Source organism: Vibrio sp. VGrn 2 (assembly GCF_009361695.1).
Taxonomy (GTDB): Bacteria; Pseudomonadota; Gammaproteobacteria; order Enterobacterales; family Vibrionaceae; genus Vibrio; species Vibrio diabolicus.
On record NZ_RBWD01000003.1, the window covers coordinates 161,088 to 181,578 of the forward strand.

Here is a 20,491-nt window from a genome sequence, read left to right on the forward strand (position 1 = left end):
GGCTTATCGCAAAGCCATACACTTTGTGTTGATATAACGATAATTAATCCGAAAGAAGAGTAATAAAGTGATGTTGCTGCCAGATATGCGGATGAGATTTTCGATAGATAAAAAAACACCGCCTAATTTAGGCGGTGTAACAAATTTGACAGACAGGTCAAAAATAAATACAGGAAGTATATGTTTTGTCACAGGGAGTGTGGACAAAACATTATGGTAGAAATCTACCTAACTCGAAATACGAGTTTGCAAACACAACATCGCAACAACGAAGCCAATTGATTTCCAAAGAAATCAAGCCGTTCAGGCTCGTGTTGCGGGGTGAAATATAGAATTTATCTGGCTGTTCGACAACGGACATTTTATAATGTTTCAGATTAAAAAAACTAATCCTATTTGAGGTCCCATATGTCTCGCAGATTGCCTCCATTAAATTCGCTTCGAGTCTTCGAAGCGGCTGCTCGCCATCTCAGTTTTACGCGAGCGGCAGAAGAGTTGTTTGTTACTCAAGCCGCGGTCAGTCACCAAATTAAAGCACTCGAAGAGTTCTTATCGTTGAAGCTCTTTCGTCGCCGTAATCGTTCGCTATTGTTGACAGAAGAAGGACAAAGTTACTTTCTCGACATCAAAGATATTTTCACCTCGATTGCCGAGGCGACAGATAAGGTATTGGAACGTAGTGAAAAAGGGGCATTGACGATCAGTCTACCGCCGAGTTTTGCTATCCAATGGTTGGTGCCTCGTTTGGCCGATTTTAATGCTCAAGAGCCAGATATCGATGTACGTATTAAAGCTGTGGATATGGATGAAGGTTCACTGACTGATGATGTAGATGTGGCTATCTATTATGGCCGTGGGAATTGGCCGGGTTTGCGAGCGGATAAATTGTACCAAGAGTTTCTGATCCCACTTTGTTCACCTTCGTTACTTTTAGGCAACAAACCATTAGAATCTCTAAGTGACCTCAAATTACACACTTTGTTACATGATACTTCGCGTAAAGACTGGAAGCAGTTTGCGCGTCATTACAACATCGAAGGTATCAATGTAAACCACGGTCCTATTTTCAGTCACTCGACGATGGTGCTACAGGCTGCTGCGCATGGTCAGGGGGTCGCGCTTGGTAACAACGTACTCGCCAAGCCAGAAATGGAAGCTGGACGACTCATCGCGCCATTCGACGAGGTGTTGATCTCTAAGAATGCATTCTACGTGGTGTGTCATGAACAGCAGGCAGATATGGGCCGAATCGCAACGTTTAGAGACTGGATGTTAGCGACCGCGAGAAAAGAGCAAGAGGAAGTACTAGATGAGCCAATGGATAGTTGAGGGACCTGAAAGCGGTCCTCTATTTATCTTTGCCCATGGCGCTGGAGCGGGGATGGAACATGATTTCATGACCGCCGTTGCCAAAGGATTAGTTGAGCAAGGAATTCGCGTGGTGCGATTTAACTTCCCGTATATGATTAAGCGAGCGGAAGATGGGAAAAAGCGCCCACCAGATCGTGCGCCAAAACTGCTGGAAGCCTATGAAGAAGTGATTGCTCACTTTACCTCTCAACTTATTGTCATTGGTGGCAAGTCAATGGGTGGTCGCATGTCGAGTTTACTGGCTGAAAATGAGCTGGTGGCGGGCATTGCCTGTTTAGGGTTTCCATTTCACCCACCGGGAAAGCCAGAGAAATACAAAGGCGAGCACTTAGCAACTATTGAGAAACCTACGCTGATTCTACAAGGGGAGCGAGACACCTTTGGTAATCGTGAGGAGTTCGATGACTTTGTCCTTTCATCGCAAGTTAAGGTGAGTTTTTTACCCGATGGTGACCACAGCTTTAAACCGCGCAAGAGCTCAGGCCATACCGAGGCGGGTAACATCGATCTCGCGGTAGAGCAGTTAGCGGCGTTTATCAAAGAGGTGCACCGTGAAAAGTAAGTGGTTACTCTCATTTTCTGGTCTGTCTGGGCTGGTTTCTGTCGCTCTAGGAGCCTTTGCTGCACATGGGCTAAAAGCTCAGCTAGCTCCGTATTTACTTGGCGTATTTGAGACCGGAGTGTTGTACCAATTTATTCACACGTTGGCGATTGTGTTTTGTGCGGTTTTATTGCTATTGAATTTGGGACAAAAAGCACAAAAATATTTTTTCATTGCAGCGATTTGCTTTATCATCGGCATCTTTTGTTTTAGCGGCAGTCTTTACGCACTGGCGCTGACAGGCATTAAGTGGTTTGGGCCGATTACTCCAATGGGAGGATTGCTGTTCATGATTGGTTGGTGTCTGTTCTTTTTTGCTGCGTTCAATATCAAAGAGGTCTCCAAGTGAAACAACTAATGCTCTATTGCCGTTCTGGCTTTGAGAAAGAGTGTGCTGGTGAAATTCAGGACAAAGCGACACAGTTGGAAGTGTATGGCTTCCCTCGTGTGAAGAGAAACTCAGGTTATATTGTCTTCGAGTGTTACCAAGATGGAGATGCGGACAAACTTGCGAGAGGTTTGGACTTTAAGTCGTTAATCTTCGCTCGCCAAATGTTTGCGGTAGCGGCTGAGTTTCAATCGCTGCCAAGTGATGACCGCATTAGCCCAATTTTGAATGAGCTAGCAGACATTGAAGCGTTTCCTCGCTGTGGGGATTTGAGAATTGAAACTCCGGATACGAATGAAGCGAAAGAACTACTGAAATTCTGCCGTAAATTTACTGTCCCAATGCGTCAAGCGTTGCGCGGTAAAGGTCTAATGTTGAACAAAGACAACGCGAAGAAGCCAGTACTGCACATTTGTTTTGTGGAGCCTGGCCACTGTTATGTCGGTTATTCTTACACAGACAATAACTCTCAGTTCTTCATGGGTATTCCTCGCCTTAAGTTCCCAGCAGACGCCCCAAGTCGTTCAACGCTTAAACTGGAAGAAGCATTTCACGTCTTTATTCCACGTGAAGAGTGGGATGAGCGTTTAGCTCCAGGAATGTGGGGGGTCGATTTAGGGGCATGTCCAGGCGGTTGGACGTACCAATTGGTGAAGCGCTCGATGTTCGTTCACTGTGTCGATAACGGCATGATGGCAGACAGCTTGATGGAAACCGGCCAGATCAAGCATCATATGGTGGATGGTTTTAAATTCGAACCAGACCGTAAGAACGTAACATGGATTGTTTGTGACATGGTAGAAAAGCCAGCTCGTGTTGCTCACCTTATGGGCCAGTGGCTGTTAAAAGGTTGGGCGAAAGAGGCAATCTTTAACCTTAAGCTGCCAATGAAAGGCCGCTATGACGAGGTGCTGCAAGACCTTGAAAACCTGAAGCAGTTCCTGATTGATAATAAGGTAAAGTTCAGACTACAAGCTAAGCATTTGTATCATGATCGTGAAGAAATCACGATTCATATCCAGTGTCTATCGAACATTTCACCGTACTAATTTTATCTCCGAGTCATTTGGGGATAGTCCCGAGAATAGAAAAAAGCGCCTTCAAATGGCGCTTTTTTATTGTCTGAGAGCTTTATGGTTTGAAACCATCATCAGACACTATTCCGCTTTATTTGGTCCTGTAAAGCGAATGTCCTGTAAGTTAAAGCCGAGTTCAATGTCGCACTTTAAAGCCGCGACGCGTTTACATAGGCGTGCAGACTCAATGTGCTCGTCTAATTTTTTACGGTATTTCGGTGCGAGGTCTTCACTGGCGTAGGCTGCTTCAATATTCTCAAACTGAGTAAGAATCTCTTTCGCCGCTTTTGGTCCAATGCCCGGAACCCCCGGCACTTGGCTAGAGCTGATCCCCGTTAACCCCCAATAATCGGCCAGTTGGCTTGGTTTTACGCCGAACTCTTTTTCGATAAACGGTTCATCTAACCAACGATGTTGGAAGTAATCACGGATCTGTAGGGTAGGAGAAAGCAGCTGACAGTAGCCTTTATCCGTAGAAACGATGGTGACTTTTTCACCATGACTGGCCACTTTCGTCGCGAGAGTAGCAACCAAGTCGTCCGCTTCATCGCCTTCAGAAAGCAATGAATCAATACCTTGTTCCCACCATGCTTGCTGAATCGCATCTAGACCTTGCATCAGTGGTTCCGGCATTGGTTTTCGATTTTGCTTATAGTCTGGAAGAATCTCAGCTCGCCACCCTCTGTCTTGTTCATGGTGATCGAAAACCGCGATGATGTGTGTCGGGTTGGCTTCTGACAGAATGCGAGTGAGGGTTCTTTGTGTCGTGGTGATGGTTCTTGCTATGTCGGTTGGATCCGGTTGTGCAGAGTGCACACGGCGGATCAGGTTTAGGGCATCAATAATAACAAGATGAATAGACATAATGACTTAGCAATAAAAAGGGGCGTAATGCCCCTAGTGTAACGAATGCTAGCCTGACTATCGACCACCAATTTCTGGGTGAGCGATGCGATAACACGGTTCGTAGTCTGAACCGCCAGGTAATTTCATTCGGTGTTGTTCGACAAAGTCTTGTAGTAACTTATCGAGCTTTTTCATTAGCACAGGATCACCGTGAATGGTGAAAGGGCCTCGACGTTCGATTTCTCGAATGCCTTCGGCTTTGACGTTACCAGCCACGATACCTGAGAAGGCTTGACGCAGGTTGGCCGCTAAGACTTGAGGTTCTTGATCTAAGCTTAAATCCAATTGCTCCATCGACTCATGAGTTGGATCGAATGGTAACTGGAAGTTAGGCTCGATTTTTAATGACCAGTTAAAGCTATAAGCATCGCCTTTTTCTTTTCGGTGAAGGCGTACAGAGTCCATGGAGCGCTTCATGATACGTGCCACTTCTGCCGGATCGTCAATGACGATCTCGTAATGCTTTTGACCTTCTTCGCCAAGTGTATCGCGAACAAACTCGTCGATAGAGCGGAAGTACTCTTCACTCTCTTTTGGTCCAGTTAACACGATAGGCATTGGCTGATCGGCGTTGTCTGGATGCATCATAATGCCAAGAATATACAGCAACTCTTCTGCAGTACCCGGACCACCAGGGAAAATCACAATGCCATGCGCCATACGTACAAAGGCTTCCAAACGCTTTTCGATGTCTGGCATGATAACCAGCTCATTCACGATTGGGTTTGGTGGCTCGGCTGCAATAATCGAAGGCTCGGTTAAACCAAGATAACGTTGCTGAGTATAACGCTGCTTCGCATGTCCGATAGCGGCACCTTTCATTGGCCCTTCCATCGCACCAGGGCCACAACCCGTGCAGATATTAAGTTCACGCAAGCCAAGCTCGTTACCGACTTCACGTGTGTATTGATATTCCACGCCATTGATAGAGTGACCACCCCAACACACGACGAGGTTTGGCTCGATACCTGGTGTGAGTGCTCTGGCATTACGCAGAATACCGAACACGAGGTTAGTGATGTGAATTGGGTTCGTCAGGTTGAGTCGTTGTGCGTCTGCTAAATGCATATTGACATAAACGATATCGCGTAACACGGAGAACAGATGCTCTTGGATACCTTTAATTATCTCGCCATCGACAAAGGCGTGCTCAGGTGGGTTAGTCAGCTCAAGCTTAATACCACGCTCGCGGCGCACTACGTTGACATCAAACGACTGGTGTTTATCGAGCAGCTCTTTCGAGTTATCGGTATGACTGCCGGAGTTCAACACCGCTAACGTGCAGTTGCGGTACAGTTGATAAAGTTCACTCGAGGCCGTGTTTTTTAAGCGCTCTACTTCTAATTGAGATAGCAAGTCCATGCTACCAGCGGGGCTTATATGGGTAATCATAACGCCTCCTTGTGTTGCATTATTTTGAGGGAAAGTACCAACTCACCTTTTTGGGTTATACGTATGGTTTGATGAAAGGCAGTTGGCCGATTTGGTTTTATGGTTATTGACTCCCAAGCAACCTCAAGATGGTACATTCGCGTTCTGTAAATGCATCATCTTGAAGTGACTTGGGTTTTTACAGCTTAGCAGACTGAAAGGGAAGAAATGTGATAACTCGTTGAAAATGGGTGGTTATAAAGCGTAAATTGCGCCAATTCTGGTTTGTTTGTTCGCTTTTTGTACGAAATCTAGCTCCAGTTAAGCTGATTTGTTCCACGTTTTTTAGCGTCCGCAAGCATCTTGCCGAGTCGATCGAGTACATACTCTGGCGTATCGGACTCTTTAAAAGAGGTCGACACTGCCGCTAGGGTGATCATGATATTTTGCTCACGGAACTTAAATGGCAATTGGCTAATATCACGCTGGATATGTTTAATGAGATCCAGTGTGTATTCTTCAGATTGTTCTGGAACGAGTAAAATAAACTCTTCACCACCAAAGCGAGCTACCGTCTCAGTTTCTGATACGCGTTTATTAATGGTGCGAGCGATGATCTTCAACGCTTTATCACCAGCCGTATAGCCATAGCTGTCATTCACCGCTTTGAAGTTATCAACGTCAAACAACACTACACGCAGGTTCTGTTGAGAGCGAATCCAACGGCGATACTCTAGCTCTAGTCGATCATTAAATGCGGTGCGGTTATAGACTTTAGTCAGAGGGTCGAGCAACATGCGCTGAGCTTGGTCATCTAAGCGTCGACGATGATCTTGGGTGGTTTCAAACACGGCTTCGAGCTGGTTCTTACTGTAATTCAAACGCTCTTGCAGCGCTTGTTCTCGTTCTTCCGTCATTTTAAGTCGCTCTGTCAGCGACGCCATTTTCGCAAGTAACGGGGCGATTTCTTTTTTTACATCCGCTAGATCTTGAGCTTGGTCGAGGGATAGTTGACTCAATTCAACCAGACTGTTCATTTCTGTGTTGAGCTCTTGACGGTGCTCAAAGTAGGTATGATGTTGGTCGACGTTCTGATGAACGGTTTTTAGGTTACTTGCGAGAGAAGTGTTCAGCTGATCAAGGAATTGGCTAGACGCTTCGCGCTCAAACTTGGTTGCTTCGACAACCAATTTCAGCGTTGAGAGCGTAAGCTCAATGAGAGATTCTGCACTCACGCCAAGAAGCAGCTTAGCCCGAATATCGAGCAACCTATCTCCCGTTTCTCCCTCAAAATCCAGCTCGGTGATGGTATGTTGTAGATCGCTGGCTAAGCACTCAAGTTGAGACTTATCAGGATTATTCTCAAACTCACTGAGATGCAAACGCGAGTTGGAAGTGATGATTTTCAGAGCGCGTTCGTAAATGCTCAGTAGCTTAGTGGCTTGATCGGCTTTATTGCTGGCATGAGCTTCTGAGAAACTCATTAAGTTCCGTAGTTCACGTTTTAACTGCGCAGGTAAACCTGTGACACGTTGGAGTGTTTCACCACTGTGTTTGATTTGTTCGTCTAGGTAGCCGTTCTGTTTGTCCATCGTCTTCGACTGCTGTTTGAGCATTCTTTCTAATACCGCTAAACGTGGGATAAGAGTACTGATATCTTTTTGATGTTGCAGCTCTTGTTGGATTTCAAACAGGTAATTGGATACCTGGGTATTCGAACCCTGGCAAGCTGAAGACAATGATGCCACAACGCGTTTAAGAACTTGTTGTTCACGTTTGAATTTGAGTGAAGTATCACGATGTGTCAGTCTGAGTTGGTCAAGTTGACAACTCAGCTGATGAAGCTGCGACTGAATATCGGATTCCAAGATTCCCATGAAGTGACTACGGTTAAGTCCATGTACTACTGACAATTATCCGATAATAACAAAAAACGTTATAGCGTCATTAGTTATTATGTCTAACAGGCGTTTAATTATCCATTTTTTAATATTTTCTTGATGTCGTCCTCATTCTTGTAGGACGAATGGATCTTAATCAGGCCTTGGCTAATGGCATGCTGACAGGCGGTTCTTATGTTACCCGTTGCAAAGCTCGCGGCGGGTGCGTTATCGATGGCTTTCAAGAAAACCCAGTGGCTTTGCTTATCCTTCAAGCTGACTTCTCGCGCAATGTGAGTCGCAAGCAGCAACAGATCGAGTAATTCCTCGTCGTTAATTGCAGTGTAGGCTCGTGGTAAGAACGGATAATCGCTGATACCCATGCGAATAATGCGGTTGACGTTGTGCTGCTGAGCGAACTCATCCACCCAAGTCTGGAATTTCTCGAACATGACTTCGGCAGAAGCATCACGGTCAGCGTTCGGCTCGATATAGAGTAGGTTTGCATCTGAGAAATGGTAAAGACGCGACGGTTTTTCTATCTTTTCCGCAAGGAAGTCGCCAAATGCACGTTCTAGTTCTAGACCATCCTTATAGCCGTTATGGACGTACATGCTTCGTAGGAATGGCAAGTCGATCATGACAAAGCGCAGGCGATCGTTAAGTGGCTCGTGGATCAATTCGCCCATTTGCCATTGCTCGAAAGTTTCGCTCGACTTTTTCAATGAGCGAGACAGCTTCACGTTCAGCATACGCAAGTTACGTAAACGGGAACGAGAGTGAGTGAAGAGATCATTACGCAGTTTTTCGATTTCACTTGCTTGGCGTTGCATGATCACGCCGCGGCGCATAATGAACAAAAACATCACCAACACAGTAATAAACAATGCGAATGAGATTTTCTGGAATTTGCGGTGTTCCCTTTCCACTTGCTCAAGGCGTTCCGATTGGCCGATATAGTGGATGGTTTGTTCAGCAAACTCTTTTTGTTGGCGGAATGCATCCTCACTGATTTGGTTGAGCTGTTTTTGCTCTAAACGCACAAGGTTGGTGTATTTCTTATAAGCCTGCAGAGAAAGTTGGTATTCGCCTGCCTGCTCGTAACCAAGCCCGAGTAAGCGGTAAGACTGCTGCTTAATGAAGTTGTTATTTTCAGGTGACTTTTCAGCAAGTGCTAACGCCAGCTTTGCATTGGTAATGACGTTTTTACTGTCGTTTTGATGATAAGCCAGGCCTGACTGAAGCAACGCTGCCTTTGCTTCAAGCTTAGGAATGTCAGTGTATTCTAAAAGCTCTTTAGAACGGTCTAGGTATTGTTCAGCTAGCGCGTAGTTGTAGAGTTGCAGATAGGTAGCCGCTAAGCTTAAGCGAATCTTAATGATCCGATTAATGTTCTTACTGGTGCTTTCATGGTCCAGCACGTTGAAGTAGTGCACTAAGGCAAGGTTAAACTTGCCTTGGTAAAAATAAATGTCACCCATTTGCTCAAGGACATCCGCTAGGATGGGAGAGCTAGGGTAGGAGTCATAGAAGTCTGCGGCTTGAGATAAGTATTCGATCGCTTTGTCGTAAACTCGACGCTCTTGGAAGAGTCTTGCCAACAGGCGATTAACTTTTGCTAACCTTGCGCCACTGTCACTCTCAATAGATTGCCAATAACCATAAAGCAGTTCCGACAAAGCCAAATTGTATTTCTTGCTATTCAGATAAAACTCGCCGACGGCTGTGTAATAGTCGATCAAGGCTAAGTCAGATCGGCTGTCTTCAAGCATAGTTTTGGCTTGAGAATACAAACTTTCCGCTTTAATCAGATCGCCACTATGTGAAGCGAGGAGCGCTCTTTGCATCACTAATCGATAGCGAACGCTGTCGGTACGTTGCAATACCGCATCAGCTTCATCGAGTTGCTGCTCAATTTGGTTAAGCGTGTCTTCCGCTTTTGAATAGTTTTTGTCGTACATCCAAATCATTTGGTTGCGCATCAGCTGGAGATCTAAGTCCATGTACGGCAATTGATATTCTTGCGCTAAGCGCTCGGCTTTGTTTAGGTGTTCGATAGCCGAACGAACGTTACCCATGGCGTAGTCTGCCTGAGCGATAATCTTGTGTGCTTCGATGGTGCTGCTTGGTGTGCGAACGCTACGATCGGTCTCGTCACGAGACATAGCAGAAGGGCTGTCACTCTCTTTGCGTTCCGTTAGCTCACGTTGTGACAAGTAGTTGGTTGCCGCTTGTTTTGCTTGTGATGGCTCTATTTCCGCCAATTGTTGTGCTTCGTTGAGTAACGCGGACGATAAAATGGTCGCGTGAAGCGGCTGTACAAACAGCAAGCAAAGAAAGCCAATCAACTTGAATAGACGCGAACTGTCCCAAAACATCCTTTCGTTCCCTCGAACTGTTTTTAGATATGGCGGATAACGGTAAAAGACCTCAACAAGCCCCGTAAATGCAGGTTGAAGCCATTTGATATAGTAACATGCTTGGATAATAAAAACGTCCGGTAACCCTTTAGATTACCGAACTTATTTCTGTCACTAACGCGATTACTGACGAGCCATGCGGTGGTTGTGATCTGGCTTGTCTTGTTCCGTTGAGCGGTACGGGTTGATGTCCAAGCCACCACGGCGCGTGTAGCGGGCGAATACGGTCAGTTTGCTTGGTTGGCAGTATTTCATTAGATCAGTAAAAATACGCTCAACACATTGTTCGTGAAATTCGTTGTGCTCGCGGAAAGATACCAAGTAACGCAGCAGTTTCTCGCGATCTATTTTCGCACCTTGGTAGCGAATTTCTACACTGCCCCAGTCGGGTTGATTGGTGATCAAACAGTTTGACTTCAATAGGTGGCTATGTAGGATTTCTTCCACTTGCTCTTCACCTGCTGCGCCTTCAAGCAAATCGGCATCAAAATCGTAACTGGTGATGTCAATGTCTTGGTCATCAATGCATTCGCCTTCCATTGTCACAATAGGCTGATTGGTGTAGTGAGTAACCGGGTTCACCTCGACCAACACCTTTTCACCGGCACATTCAGATAGGTCTTGCGTTAAACGCTCTTCAACTTCTTCCCAGCTTGCAAAGCGGGTTTGGTTGTAGCTGTTTAAGTACAGTTTGAAAGACTTCGACTCAATCAAGTTTGCACTGGTGGCTGGAATGTATACTTCGCCAACGGCCACTTGTGGTAAGCCTTTACTATTTAACCAAGAGAGCTCGTACAGCGTCCAAATGTCGTGGCCCATAAAAGGAAGGCTGTCGCCTAACTGAAGGTCATCTCGGTTTAGGCTACGAGGAACTGGTTGCAGCAAGCTTGGGTCGTATTGGTTCGCATACTCGGTCTTTTTACCTAGTGTTAGGCCAGCAAGCTCTTTAGCGTCAGAATATTTGCTCATACTTTGTGGTCGTTTTCGATTAGAATGGCGAGAATTTTACTGAATCCGCTGGTCAATTGCCATCCGGCAAACACGGCTATCTGATAAATAAGGAATGAGGAGACCTTCATGACCCAAAACGTTACTCAGGCGCTACAAGAGTTCAGCCTGCGCTACCAACAAGCTTGGCAAGCTAAATATAATGAGTTGCCAAGCAGTGAAGAGCTTGCAGATCTTGTTTCTCCTTGTGTCGAAGAGAAGCGTGATGGAAAGGTGCTTTGGAAAGCGGTCGCGCGTAATGAGATGGCCGATTTCACTAATGTGGAAAATGCGATTGAGTTGTCACTGCAAGATGATGTAAAAGCCTTTTATGGTTCTCAATACTGCGCCGATATGGAGGCAACTTGGCAAGGTAATTCGTTGGCGCTGCTGCAAGTGTGGAGCGATGACGATTTCGTGCGCCTACAAGAAAATATTCTTGGTCATTTGGTGACGCAGCGCCGCTTGAAACTTAAACCAACAGTATTTATTGCAGCGACAGATGAGGAAATGGATGTGATCTCGATTTGTAACCTCACTGGTAATGTGATTTTAGAGCGTTTAGGTACGTCTAAACGCGATGTGCTGGCGGATTCATTGGCTGAGTTCTTGAGCAAGTTAGAGGCCGCTGTCTAAATATGTACGTTGTTGAGTTGCAGTTTGAGTGTTTTGATAACACCACCGTCAGCGCGGTAGACAAAGCCATTAATGGCTTGATGGATGCGTTGCGTTATAACGGCCAAGTACTAGGCCGAGAATTCCCGATAGTGATGGGAGATGGCGAGTTTTATGTTCGTGTCGTTTGCCCAGAGCAAGACAGTTTGCATCCACGTTATCACTCAGATTTTGTCAAAGTGTGCATGAACCGTTTGTCAGACGCGTCTTTGCTTGCACCGAAAATGCGTATGCTTGGCCGTGATTTAAATTCAGAACAAGCGGCCGAAGAAGAGATCCCCAGCTGGCAAGTGTTGTACACGACTTATGTTCATACGTGTTCGCCATTGCGCAGTGGGGAAACGTTGTTGCCGATTCCTTTGTACCGCAATGAGCCGACGCTAAATGGTGACCATAAAGCCGTCATCAAATGGCAGACAGAATGGCAAGCGTGCGATGAAATCCAAATGGCTGGCGGGTGCCGTGCAGAGCATGCGGCGCTGCACGAGATTTGCGATGTGGACAGTGTGCTGTTTCGCCGAGGTTGGGACTTACGTGGGCGTATCGAATACATCACCAAGGTTCCAACTTACTATTACCAGTATCGCGTGGGCGGTCAGTCGCTGGAGAGCGAGAAAGCGCGCAAGTGCCCCAAATGCGGTGGAGAGTGGCTACTCGATGAGCCACTACATGACATATTTCACTTTAAGTGTGATGACTGCCGAATTGTGTCGAATATCTCTTGGGACCACCTTAAGTAACTAATTACTAATTGAGGTTACTTAAATGGTTAGATAGAGAAATAAAAGGGCTGATGTTTTCACATCAGCCCTTTTATGTTCAGACTATATTTTCAGTACGGTTTAGAAAAGTGGGATTACCAACCTTTCACAACACCGCCTTTGAACAGCTCTTTTGCCGCTTCGTAAACTTCTTCCGTTTGGTAAGCTTTTACGAAGTTTTGTACGTTTTGCGCATTAACATTTTCTTCGCGAGCGACAATTAGGTTTACGTATGGTGAGTCTTTATCTTCAACAAACACACCGTCACGCTCTGGCGATAGGTCGATAGAGCTTGCGTAAGTGGTGTTGATGATAGATAGCGTTACGTCATCCAATGAACGTGGAAGTTGTGGCGCTTCTAACTCAATGATTTCGATATTTTTAGGGTTGCCTACGATGTCACGTACTGTAGCGAGTAGACCAACGCCATCACGCAGCGTAATCAAACCTTGTTGCTCAAGAAGCAGTAGTGAGCGACCTAGGTTCGTTGGATCGTTTGGAACTGCGATGCGTGCGCCATCTTGGATTTCATCGATTGACTTCACTTGCTTAGAGTAACCAGCAATAGGGTAAACGAATGAGTTACCCGCGATAGCCAGTTTGTAGCCGCGGTCTTTCACTTGTTGGTCTAGGTATGGTTTATGTTGGAACGCATTCGCGTCTACTGAACCATCATCCAGAGCGGCGTTTGGGGTTACGTAATCGGTAAATGTTACTAATTCAACGTCTAGGTTGTACTTTTCTTTTGCTACTTTAGCTGCAACTTCGGCAACTTGTGCTTCAGCACCAGCAATAACGCCAACTTTTACTTTATTTACGTCTACTTCTTTGTCGCCACAACCCGCTAGAACAAGAGCAGAAGCGGCCGTTGCTACAGTCAAAAGACCTTTAAGGCTAAATTTCATCTTTATCTCCTTATAATTTGTATTTTCAATGCTTATCTGTGGTCTACACGGCGCACCACTGCGTCACCGATAGACTGAATAATCTGTACTAGAACAATCAGCATCACGACAGTCACAGCCATGATAGTTACATCGTAGCGGTGGAAACCGTAACGGATGGCTACGTCGCCGAGGCCGCCGCCGCCTACCGTACCCGCCATGGCCGAGTAGCTAACGAGAGTGACTAAGGTGATCGTTACTGAGTTAACAATAGTCGGCATTGCTTCAGGTAGTAGAACTTTTGTGATGATCTGTGTTGGTGTCGCCCCCATTGATTGTGCCGCTTCCACCAAGCCTGTTGGTACCTCTAACAAAGCACCTTCAATAAGACGGGCAACAAACGGAATGGCACCAATAGTCAGTGGGACGATTGCTGCGGTTGTACCGATAAAGGTTCCAACTAGCATTTTTGTCACTGGAATAATCGCAACCATCAGGACGAGGAATGGCACAGAACGACCAATGTTAACGACAGCGCCTAAGCTGCTATTTAGTTTGGTGTTTTCAAGTAGGCCGCCTTTCTTAGTAATATGGAGGATTACGCCTAATGGAATACCCACGGCAAAGCCGACTAATCCGGCAACCGCAACCATGTAAAGCGTTTCCCACGTTGCACCTAAAAGTAGTTTGCTGTTTAAACTCAGCCATTCAGAAATTGTGTTAAAGGACATAACCAAGTACCTCTACTTTTACGTTGTGCTTACGCAGGTATTCCAATGCTGCGTTATCATCTTCTTCGTTACCAAATAGCTCTGCGACCATCATGCCGAATTTCACGCCGCCAGCGTAATCAAGATCGGAGCTCAAAATACTCACATCAATATTGTATTTACGAGAAATTTGCGACATTAACGGTGCATCGACGGTTGCGCCAGTAAACTCTAAGCGAACCAACGGGTAGCTGCCATCAACACGCTCTGCTTGCAGACGTGCTTGGTAATCTTCAGGAATGGATAGATCCAGCGTTGAGCGAATGAATTGGTGCGCCAGCTCCGTTTTAGGGTGCGCGAAAATATCGCCAACGGTGCCTTTCTCCACCAACTCACCACCACCGATGATCGCCACTTCGTGACAGATGCTTTTTACCACTTCCATTTCGTGGGTAATCAGTAGAATCGTGATGTTGAGTTTGCGGTTGATCTCTTTCAATAGCTCAAGGATAGATTGAGTCGTTGCAGGATCCAGTGCGCTAGTGGCTTCGTCACACAGTAGTACGCTTGGATCGGATGCCAATGCGCGAGCAATCGCCACACGTTGTTTTTGGCCGCCACTTAAGTTCGATGGGTAGCTCTCGTGTTTGTCGGCTAAGCCAACAAGTTTTAGTAACTCAGTGACTTTTGTTGTGATTTGCGATTTGTCTTTGCCTGCCAGTTCCAGTGGTAGCGCCACGTTATCAAACACAGTACGAGACGAGAGCAGATTAAAATGCTGGAAGATCATGCCGATGTTACGGCGCGTTTCGACCAACTGCTTTTTGCTGAGTTTTGTTAAATCAATGCCATCAACGATGATGGAGCCAGATGTTGGTGCTTCTAACATGTTTACGCAGCGGATCAGCGTACTTTTACCAGCACCAGATGAACCGATAACACCGAAGATGGTGCCCTTGGCGATGTGTAGGTTAATGTCTTTCAGGGCAAGGATTTCCTTACTGCCTTGGTAGAACACTTTATTGACGTTTTTTATTTCTATCATGTTTCAACCTGCCCAAAGATACGGGGAACTTCGCTGTCAAAAACGGCCTTTGACAGAACTTAATGTTGAGCTTTATCTCACTTCTCAGTTGATGCTATGGGTTAACCAGAATGAAGTCAATAGATATTTTTACGTCTAGACGTCTAAATGTATGGATGTTCTGTTTTGAAGAGAATGAGGAGTAAGTTACGAGGAGAAGATAAGTGGAGAGCCCACTCAGAATTACCGATTCTTGCCCAACAAATCAACTGTTTTGTCGAGGCCTAGAACGAATTAGATAGTGTTGAAGTTTATAAGGTATGTAATAATCTGATTAAACCGAGTTAATAGAGAAATATGTTTTGGCAAAACCTGCTGTTTTTATCGATCGTGATGGCGTGATAAACGTTGACCACGGCTACGTTCATGACGAACATGATTTTGAGTACATTGATGGTGTATTTGAAGCGACGAAAGCGCTGAAAGATCAAGGTTACCTCTTAGTGCTAGTGACGAATCAATCGGGCATCGCACGTGGTAAATTCAGTGAAGACCGTTTCTTGTCTCTGACTCAATGGATGGACTGGAACTTTGTTGATCATGGTGTTGAGTTTGATGGTATCTACTACTGTCCACATCACCCTGAACATGGCATTGGCGATTACAAGCAGGATTGTGATTGCCGCAAGCCTAAACCTGGTATGTTTATCTCTGCTCGCGACTTCTTGAAAATCGACATGGAAAAATCTGTGATGATTGGTGATAAAGCCGAAGACATGATGGCAGCAGAAGCCGCGGGCGTTGGTACCAAGATTTTGGTGCGCACAGGTAAGCCTGTTACTGAGCAAGGCGAAGCATTAGCAACGGTTGTGCTTGATAGTGTTGCTGACGTGCCTGCATATCTAAAGAAATAATCTGCACAATTCGCATATTTAAGGGAAGCGTTTGCTTCCCTTTTCTCTTATTACTGTTAAAGTTCAGTCACCTAAGCATTCATCCACTCTATTTTGATCACTTATGAGCAAAAAACTCACCATTCTTGATATCGCGAAATTGGCAGGCGTTGGCAAATCAACAGTAAGCCGTGTGCTTACCAACGATCCAAAAGTGAAACCTCAAACGCGAGAGAAAGTAGAGCAAATCATTCGTGAATCTGGTTATGTACCGTCCAAATCTGCGCAATCAATGCGTGGCGGTAGCCAAAAAGTCATTGGTGTTATCATCTCCCGTCTGGACTCACCATCAGAAAATCGCGCCGTTGGTACAATGCTCAATGCATTGTATTCCGCTGGTTATGATGCGGTGATCATGGAGAGTCAGTTTGACCGAGACAAAACCAATGAGCACTTGAGTGTGCTTAAGCGTCGCAATGTGGATGGCGTGATTGTATTTGGCTTTACTGGATGCGATGAGCAAGCCTTAGCTGAGTGGGGCAATCGCATTGTGGTGATTGCGATGGATACCGATAACGTCTCTTCCATCAATTATGATAACCAAGGCGTGATAGACATGGCTTTGTCTCACCTTGAGCAGCAATCTTTATCTCGCATTGCTTATATTGGTGTTGATCCCGAAGATAAAACCACAGGCTTGGCTCGTTTAAATGCTTACAAAGCTTGGTGTCAGCGCAAGCAACTTACGCCTTGCTTCCAAACCGGTAAGCTTAGCCATGAAAGTGCTTATCAGCTGGTGGACCACGTTCTCAATGCAGACACGCAAGCCATTGTGTGTGCCAGCGATACCATTGCATTGGGCGTAATCAAGCGTCTTCAAGAGTTAGGTCGTGAAGACGTGGTCGTGACAGGCGTGGGTGGTAACGAGTTGCTGTCTTTCCTTTTCCCTAAAGTATTTAGTGTCGATCCTGGTTATACCCTTGCGGGTGAAAAGTCCGCTAAAATGCTGATTAATCAATTGAATGGCGATGAAGAAGTCGTTCACTTCACTCAACAACCTATTTGCCGCTAATCCACACTACAACGGTTTGCTCTAAAATTATACTGTGATCATTCTCAATTAATGGGACTGTTCCCATTTTGTTTTTTGTCTTTGAATGGCAATATTAAAATTAAGAAATGGGAATGTTCCCATTTATAAAAATAAAATGATGAATCGAATGTATCCAATACAGGGTGGACAAAGTTATGAGTAAGATTGCGCGTAAAGACGTGGAGCGTCTTATTGAGCTGGTCGGGGGGCCGGACAATATTGCCAGTGTAAGCCATTGTTTAACTCGCTTGCGTTTTGTTCTAAACGATACGGACAAAGCAGACACGAAACAGTTAGAAGCATTACCGATGGTGAAGGGCTGCTTTACCAACGCAGGTCAATTCCAAGTCGTCATCGGCACTGAAGTTGATGAGGTTTACAAAGTACTGATCGAGCTTAGCGGTAAAAGTGAAGCGAGCAAAGACGAATCCAAGAATGCTGCTCGCCAAAACATGAATATCGTTGAGCGTGGTATTTCCCACCTTGCAGAAATCTTTGTACCACTGTTGCCTGCGATCATTACTGGTGGTTTGATTCTTGGTTTCCGTAATGTGATTGGCGACATCAAAATGTTTGATGGTCAAACCCTAACGGAAATCAGTCAGTTTTGGGCGACTGTTCACTCATTCCTATGGTTAATTGGTGAAGCGATTTTCTTCTTCCTACCCGTTGGTGTGTGTTGGTCGACCGTGAAAAAGCTCGGTGGTACACCGATTCTGGGTATCACGCTTGGTGTAACTTTGGTTTCGCCGCAGTTAATGAACGCCTACCTGATTGGTAAGCAAGTACCTGAAGTGTGGGACTTTGGGTTGTTTGCGATTGAGAAAGTCGGTTACCAAGCGCAGGTGATTCCCGCGATGTTAGCAGGTATCGCACTAGCGTTTATCGAAACACGCTTAAAACGCATCATTCCGTCTTACCTTTACCTAGTAGTAGTACCGTTTGTTTCTATCATTGTGTCTGTGATTCTTGCGCACTCTATCATTGGCCCATTCGGTCGTATGTTGGGTGACGGCGTTGCTTTCGCAGCAAAAGCAGCCATGACGGGTGACTTCGCGATGATTGGTTCAACCATCTTCGGCTTCTTATACGCGCCACTTGTGATAACAGGTATCCACCACACAACCAACGCCGTTGACTTGCAGTTGATGCAAGAATTGGGTGGCACGCCGATTTGGCCTTTGATTGCACTATCGAACATTGCTCAAGCATCGGCAGTGGTTGGCATCATTATCATCAGTAAAAAGCAGGATGAGCGTGAAATCTCAGTGCCAGCAGCGATTTCTGCCTACCTTGGCGTAACAGAGCCGGCGATGTACGGCATCAACTTGAAATACAAGTTCCCAATGTTGAGTGCGATGATCGGTAGTGCATGTGCTGCTGCTATCTGTGGTAGTGCGGGCGTCATGGCGAACGGTATCGGTGTGGGCGGCTTGCCGGGCATCTTATCTATCCAGCCGCAGTTCTGGGGCATCTTTGCTTTGGCGATGTTGGTCGCGATGGTGGTACCCGCTGCATTAACGTTACTTCTTTATAAGCGTGCACAAGCCAAAGGTGAGCTTGAAGCGGCAAACGCGTAATTCAATTTGAGGCAGTGACTTGGCTGCCTCCTCCTGTTTTTCTTTTCAAATTTTAAGTTTCCGATTACTGGTAAGTGAGTGTTAGAAATGGCTATGACCAAGCATGATGAGAGCTGGTGGAAAACCGCAACCATCTATCAAATTTACCCAAAAAGCTTTTGTGACAGCGGCAGTAAAGGCACGGGCGATATTAAAGGGATCATTTCTAAACTGGATTATCTAAAACATCTCGGTGTGGATGCGATTTGGCTGACGCCAGTGTATCAGTCTCCAATGGTTGATAACGGTTATGACATCTCCGATTACTACTCGATCAACCCCGAGTTCGGCACGATGCAAGATTTCGATACCCTGTTGGCAGAGGCTCATCAGCTGGGCATTCGAATCATCATGGACATCGTGGTCAACCATACTTCGACTGAGCATCATTGGTTCCAATCCGCGTTAGGGGACAAAAACAGCCCATACCGTGATTACTACATCTGGAAAGATCCGGTTGATGGCGTAGAGCCCAACAACTGGCAATCGAAGTTTGGAGGCAATGCTTGGGAATTGGATGAAGCGACAGGGCAGTACTACTTGCACCTTTTTGCTAAAGAGCAGGCGGATTTGAACTGGGAAAACCCAGTGGTGCGCGAAGAAGTCAAAGAAGTCATCAGCTTCTGGGCAGACAAAGGCGTGGATGGTTTCCGTCTTGATGTCATCAACCTGATTTCTAAACAACAAGATTTCCCAAGCGATGATATTGGCGATGGCCGTCGTTTCTATACTGATGGTCCTCGCGTGCACGAATATCTGCAAGAAATCAGCGAAGCCGTGTTCCAAAAGTACGGCAGCGTGACGGTGGGTGAAATGTCTTCCACCACGCTAGAGCACTGCCAGCAATACTCTTCGCTAGACGGCAAAGAGCTATCCATGGTGTTCAACTTTCATCATCTGAAAGTCGATTATCCGAATGGTGAAAAATGGACCAAAGCGCCATTTGATTTCATTCAGTTAAAGCAGATCTTCAACCATTGGCAAACGGGCTTAAATGGCAAAGGGTGGGGCGCGCTGTTCTGGTGTAACCACGATCAACCTCGTGTGGTAAGCCGCTTAGGCGATGATAAACAATACCGCGTCGAATCTGCCAAGATGCTGGCGGCGTCTGTACACATGATGCAAGGCACACCTTATGTTTACCAAGGGGAAGAGATTGGCATGACCAACCCAGGTTACACTGAGATCAGCCAGTACCGCGACGTAGAAAGCACCAACATGTACGACATCATGGTTAACCGCGATGGTGTATCACACGAGGAGATGATGGCGATTTTGGCGCAGAAGTCGCGTGATAACTCACGTACGCCAATGCAATGGAACAGCCAAAAGCACGCCGGTTTTACCGAAGGCACACCGTGGCTTGAAGTGGCGCAGAACTACTCTGAAATCAACGCAGAAGCTGCGGTTGCTGATTTAAACTCGGTGTTCTATTTCTACAAACGTTTAATTGAGCTACGTAAACAGGTTTCGGCGATCACCGATGGCCGTTATGAAGATTTATTGCCAGATCATCAACGCATTTTTGCTTACGCTCGCCAGAACGACAAACAAACGCTGCTGTGTATCAACAACTACTACGCTGAAGAGGTGGAATGCGTTCTGCCAGAGCGTTTTGATATGAGTAAAGCGAAAAACTTGCTATCCAACTATCAAAACTCAGCGAGTGCAGTCGCGTCAAACCATCAAGTATTACGACCTTACGAAACTCGTATTTTATTGATAGAAGAATAAACTCGGGTGTCACCCCCTAAGATTGATGTTCGAGATAAAGGCTTTGGTGTGCTCCCCAAAGCCTTTTTTATTGAGATGCGAGATACTTGTGGAGTACA

At 45.9% G+C, this 20,491-nt stretch carries 18 protein-coding genes; 10 read left to right on the top strand and 8 right to left on the bottom strand.

Going from position 1 to position 20,491, the window contains the following annotated elements:
- The first annotated feature begins 408 nt into the window (after positions 1-408).
- From D8S93_RS07195 to rlmM, 4 genes are read left to right on the top strand one after another with little or no spacing between them, the layout of a single operon-like run.
- On the top strand, positions 409-1,329 hold the full coding sequence (locus tag D8S93_RS07195) for a transcriptional regulator GcvA (protein WP_005391378.1): 921 nt from the start codon (positions 409-411) through the stop codon (positions 1,327-1,329).
- A complete protein-coding gene (locus tag D8S93_RS07200) occupies positions 1,310-1,933 on the top strand; it encodes an alpha/beta family hydrolase (RefSeq protein WP_152812633.1) in 624 nt (207 codons plus the stop codon). The genes D8S93_RS07195 and D8S93_RS07200 overlap by 20 nt, the downstream gene beginning before the upstream one ends.
- Positions 1,923-2,321, top strand: coding sequence for a DUF423 domain-containing protein (locus D8S93_RS07205; protein WP_005391376.1), 399 nt, complete (start codon positions 1,923-1,925; stop codon positions 2,319-2,321). The genes D8S93_RS07200 and D8S93_RS07205 overlap by 11 nt, the downstream gene beginning before the upstream one ends.
- The gene (rlmM, locus tag D8S93_RS07210; RefSeq protein WP_319802971.1) at positions 2,318-3,409 is read left to right on the top strand and encodes a 23S rRNA (cytidine(2498)-2'-O)-methyltransferase RlmM; all 1,092 of its coding nucleotides are present in this window, start codon (positions 2,318-2,320) and stop codon (positions 3,407-3,409) included. Before D8S93_RS07205 ends, rlmM begins: the two co-directional genes overlap by 4 nt.
- 108 nt (positions 3,410-3,517) lie before the next feature.
- Here the strand turns inward: rlmM and xni are convergent, their stop codons facing one another.
- From xni to queF, 5 genes are all read right to left on the bottom strand, one after another.
- On the bottom strand, positions 3,518-4,300 hold the full coding sequence (gene xni / locus D8S93_RS07215; RefSeq protein WP_005391374.1) for a flap endonuclease Xni: 783 nt from the start codon (positions 4,298-4,300) through the stop codon (positions 3,518-3,520).
- A 57-nt stretch (positions 4,301-4,357) separates the two neighbouring features.
- Complete coding sequence (gene ppnN, locus D8S93_RS07220) at positions 4,358-5,734, bottom strand: nucleotide 5'-monophosphate nucleosidase PpnN (RefSeq protein ID WP_005391372.1); 1,377 nt, start codon at positions 5,732-5,734, stop codon at positions 4,358-4,360.
- Between the two features lie 290 nt (positions 5,735-6,024).
- A complete protein-coding gene (locus D8S93_RS07225; protein WP_053808743.1) occupies positions 6,025-7,590 on the bottom strand; it encodes a sensor domain-containing diguanylate cyclase in 1,566 nt (521 codons plus the stop codon).
- Positions 7,591-7,688: 98 nt separating this feature from the next.
- Positions 7,689-9,971 (bottom strand): tetratricopeptide repeat protein, encoded by a 2,283-nt coding sequence (locus D8S93_RS07230; protein ID WP_152812635.1) that lies wholly within the window; start codon positions 9,969-9,971, stop codon positions 7,689-7,691.
- Positions 9,972-10,136: 165 nt separating this feature from the next.
- Positions 10,137-10,982, bottom strand: a complete 846-nt coding sequence (gene queF, locus D8S93_RS07235) for an NADPH-dependent 7-cyano-7-deazaguanine reductase QueF (RefSeq protein WP_005391365.1) — start codon at positions 10,980-10,982, stop codon at positions 10,137-10,139.
- Between the two features lie 108 nt (positions 10,983-11,090).
- On the opposite strand from queF, the gene syd reads away from it, so the two are divergent.
- Both syd and D8S93_RS07245 read left to right on the top strand, forming a co-directional pair.
- Positions 11,091-11,636, top strand: a complete 546-nt coding sequence (gene syd / locus D8S93_RS07240) for a SecY-interacting protein (RefSeq protein ID WP_152812637.1) — start codon at positions 11,091-11,093, stop codon at positions 11,634-11,636.
- 2 nt (positions 11,637-11,638) lie between these two features.
- Complete coding sequence (locus D8S93_RS07245; protein ID WP_005391359.1) at positions 11,639-12,415, top strand: Zn-ribbon-containing protein; 777 nt, start codon at positions 11,639-11,641, stop codon at positions 12,413-12,415.
- 116 nt (positions 12,416-12,531) lie between these two features.
- Here D8S93_RS07245 and D8S93_RS07250 read toward each other — a convergent pair whose 3' ends face one another.
- The 3 genes from D8S93_RS07250 to metN are packed head-to-tail and all read right to left on the bottom strand — an operon-like array spanning position 12,532 to position 15,075.
- Complete coding sequence (locus D8S93_RS07250; RefSeq protein WP_005391357.1) at positions 12,532-13,341, bottom strand: MetQ/NlpA family lipoprotein; 810 nt, start codon at positions 13,339-13,341, stop codon at positions 12,532-12,534.
- Between the two features lie 32 nt (positions 13,342-13,373).
- Positions 13,374-14,051, bottom strand: coding sequence for a methionine ABC transporter permease (locus D8S93_RS07255; protein ID WP_005391355.1), 678 nt, complete (start codon positions 14,049-14,051; stop codon positions 13,374-13,376).
- Entirely contained in the window at positions 14,041-15,075 is a 1,035-nt protein-coding gene (gene metN / locus D8S93_RS07260; RefSeq protein WP_005391353.1) for a methionine ABC transporter ATP-binding protein MetN, read from the bottom strand. Before metN ends, D8S93_RS07255 begins: the two co-directional genes overlap by 11 nt.
- 341 nt (positions 15,076-15,416) lie before the next feature.
- On the opposite strand from metN, the gene gmhB reads away from it, so the two are divergent.
- The 4 genes from gmhB to treC all read left to right on the top strand — a co-directional run bounded on the left by gmhB (position 15,417) and on the right by treC (position 20,393).
- Positions 15,417-15,968 (top strand): D-glycero-beta-D-manno-heptose 1,7-bisphosphate 7-phosphatase, encoded by a 552-nt coding sequence (gene gmhB / locus D8S93_RS07265; RefSeq protein WP_048626100.1) that lies wholly within the window; start codon positions 15,417-15,419, stop codon positions 15,966-15,968.
- A gap of 103 nt (positions 15,969-16,071) precedes the next feature.
- Complete coding sequence (treR, locus tag D8S93_RS07270) at positions 16,072-17,019, top strand: trehalose operon repressor TreR (RefSeq protein ID WP_047010145.1); 948 nt, start codon at positions 16,072-16,074, stop codon at positions 17,017-17,019.
- A gap of 176 nt (positions 17,020-17,195) precedes the next feature.
- Positions 17,196-18,620, top strand: coding sequence for a PTS trehalose transporter subunit IIBC (treB, locus tag D8S93_RS07275; RefSeq protein ID WP_005391342.1), 1,425 nt, complete (start codon positions 17,196-17,198; stop codon positions 18,618-18,620).
- A gap of 87 nt (positions 18,621-18,707) precedes the next feature.
- Positions 18,708-20,393, top strand: coding sequence for an alpha,alpha-phosphotrehalase (treC, locus tag D8S93_RS07280; RefSeq protein ID WP_152812639.1), 1,686 nt, complete (start codon positions 18,708-18,710; stop codon positions 20,391-20,393).
- Positions 20,394-20,491: the final 98 nt, after the last annotated feature.

What these genes read in the sequence shown, in the direction of transcription:
- D8S93_RS07245 (WP_005391359.1), top strand. Translation starts at nt 11,639, where the DNA reads ATGTACGTTGTTGAGTTGCAGTTTGAGTGTTTTGATAACACCACCGTC.
- D8S93_RS07195 (WP_005391378.1), top strand. Translation starts at nt 409, where the DNA reads ATGTCTCGCAGATTGCCTCCATTAAATTCGCTTCGAGTCTTCGAAGCG.
- D8S93_RS07250 (WP_005391357.1), bottom strand. Translation starts at nt 13,341, where the DNA reads ATGAAATTTAGCCTTAAAGGTCTTTTGACTGTAGCAACGGCCGCTTCT.
- treC (WP_152812639.1), top strand. Translation starts at nt 18,708, where the DNA reads ATGGCTATGACCAAGCATGATGAGAGCTGGTGGAAAACCGCAACCATC.
- syd (WP_152812637.1), top strand. Translation starts at nt 11,091, where the DNA reads ATGACCCAAAACGTTACTCAGGCGCTACAAGAGTTCAGCCTGCGCTAC.
- D8S93_RS07200 (WP_152812633.1), top strand. Translation starts at nt 1,310, where the DNA reads ATGAGCCAATGGATAGTTGAGGGACCTGAAAGCGGTCCTCTATTTATC.
- ppnN (WP_005391372.1), bottom strand. Translation starts at nt 5,734, where the DNA reads ATGATTACCCATATAAGCCCCGCTGGTAGCATGGACTTGCTATCTCAA.
- treR (WP_047010145.1), top strand. Translation starts at nt 16,072, where the DNA reads ATGAGCAAAAAACTCACCATTCTTGATATCGCGAAATTGGCAGGCGTT.
- D8S93_RS07255 (WP_005391355.1), bottom strand. Translation starts at nt 14,051, where the DNA reads ATGTCCTTTAACACAATTTCTGAATGGCTGAGTTTAAACAGCAAACTA.
- treB (WP_005391342.1), top strand. Translation starts at nt 17,196, where the DNA reads ATGAGTAAGATTGCGCGTAAAGACGTGGAGCGTCTTATTGAGCTGGTC.
- metN (WP_005391353.1), bottom strand. Translation starts at nt 15,075, where the DNA reads ATGATAGAAATAAAAAACGTCAATAAAGTGTTCTACCAAGGCAGTAAG.
- D8S93_RS07230 (WP_152812635.1), bottom strand. Translation starts at nt 9,971, where the DNA reads ATGTTTTGGGACAGTTCGCGTCTATTCAAGTTGATTGGCTTTCTTTGC.
- D8S93_RS07225 (WP_053808743.1), bottom strand. Translation starts at nt 7,590, where the DNA reads ATGGGAATCTTGGAATCCGATATTCAGTCGCAGCTTCATCAGCTGAGT.
- queF (WP_005391365.1), bottom strand. Translation starts at nt 10,982, where the DNA reads ATGAGCAAATATTCTGACGCTAAAGAGCTTGCTGGCCTAACACTAGGT.
- xni (WP_005391374.1), bottom strand. Translation starts at nt 4,300, where the DNA reads ATGTCTATTCATCTTGTTATTATTGATGCCCTAAACCTGATCCGCCGT.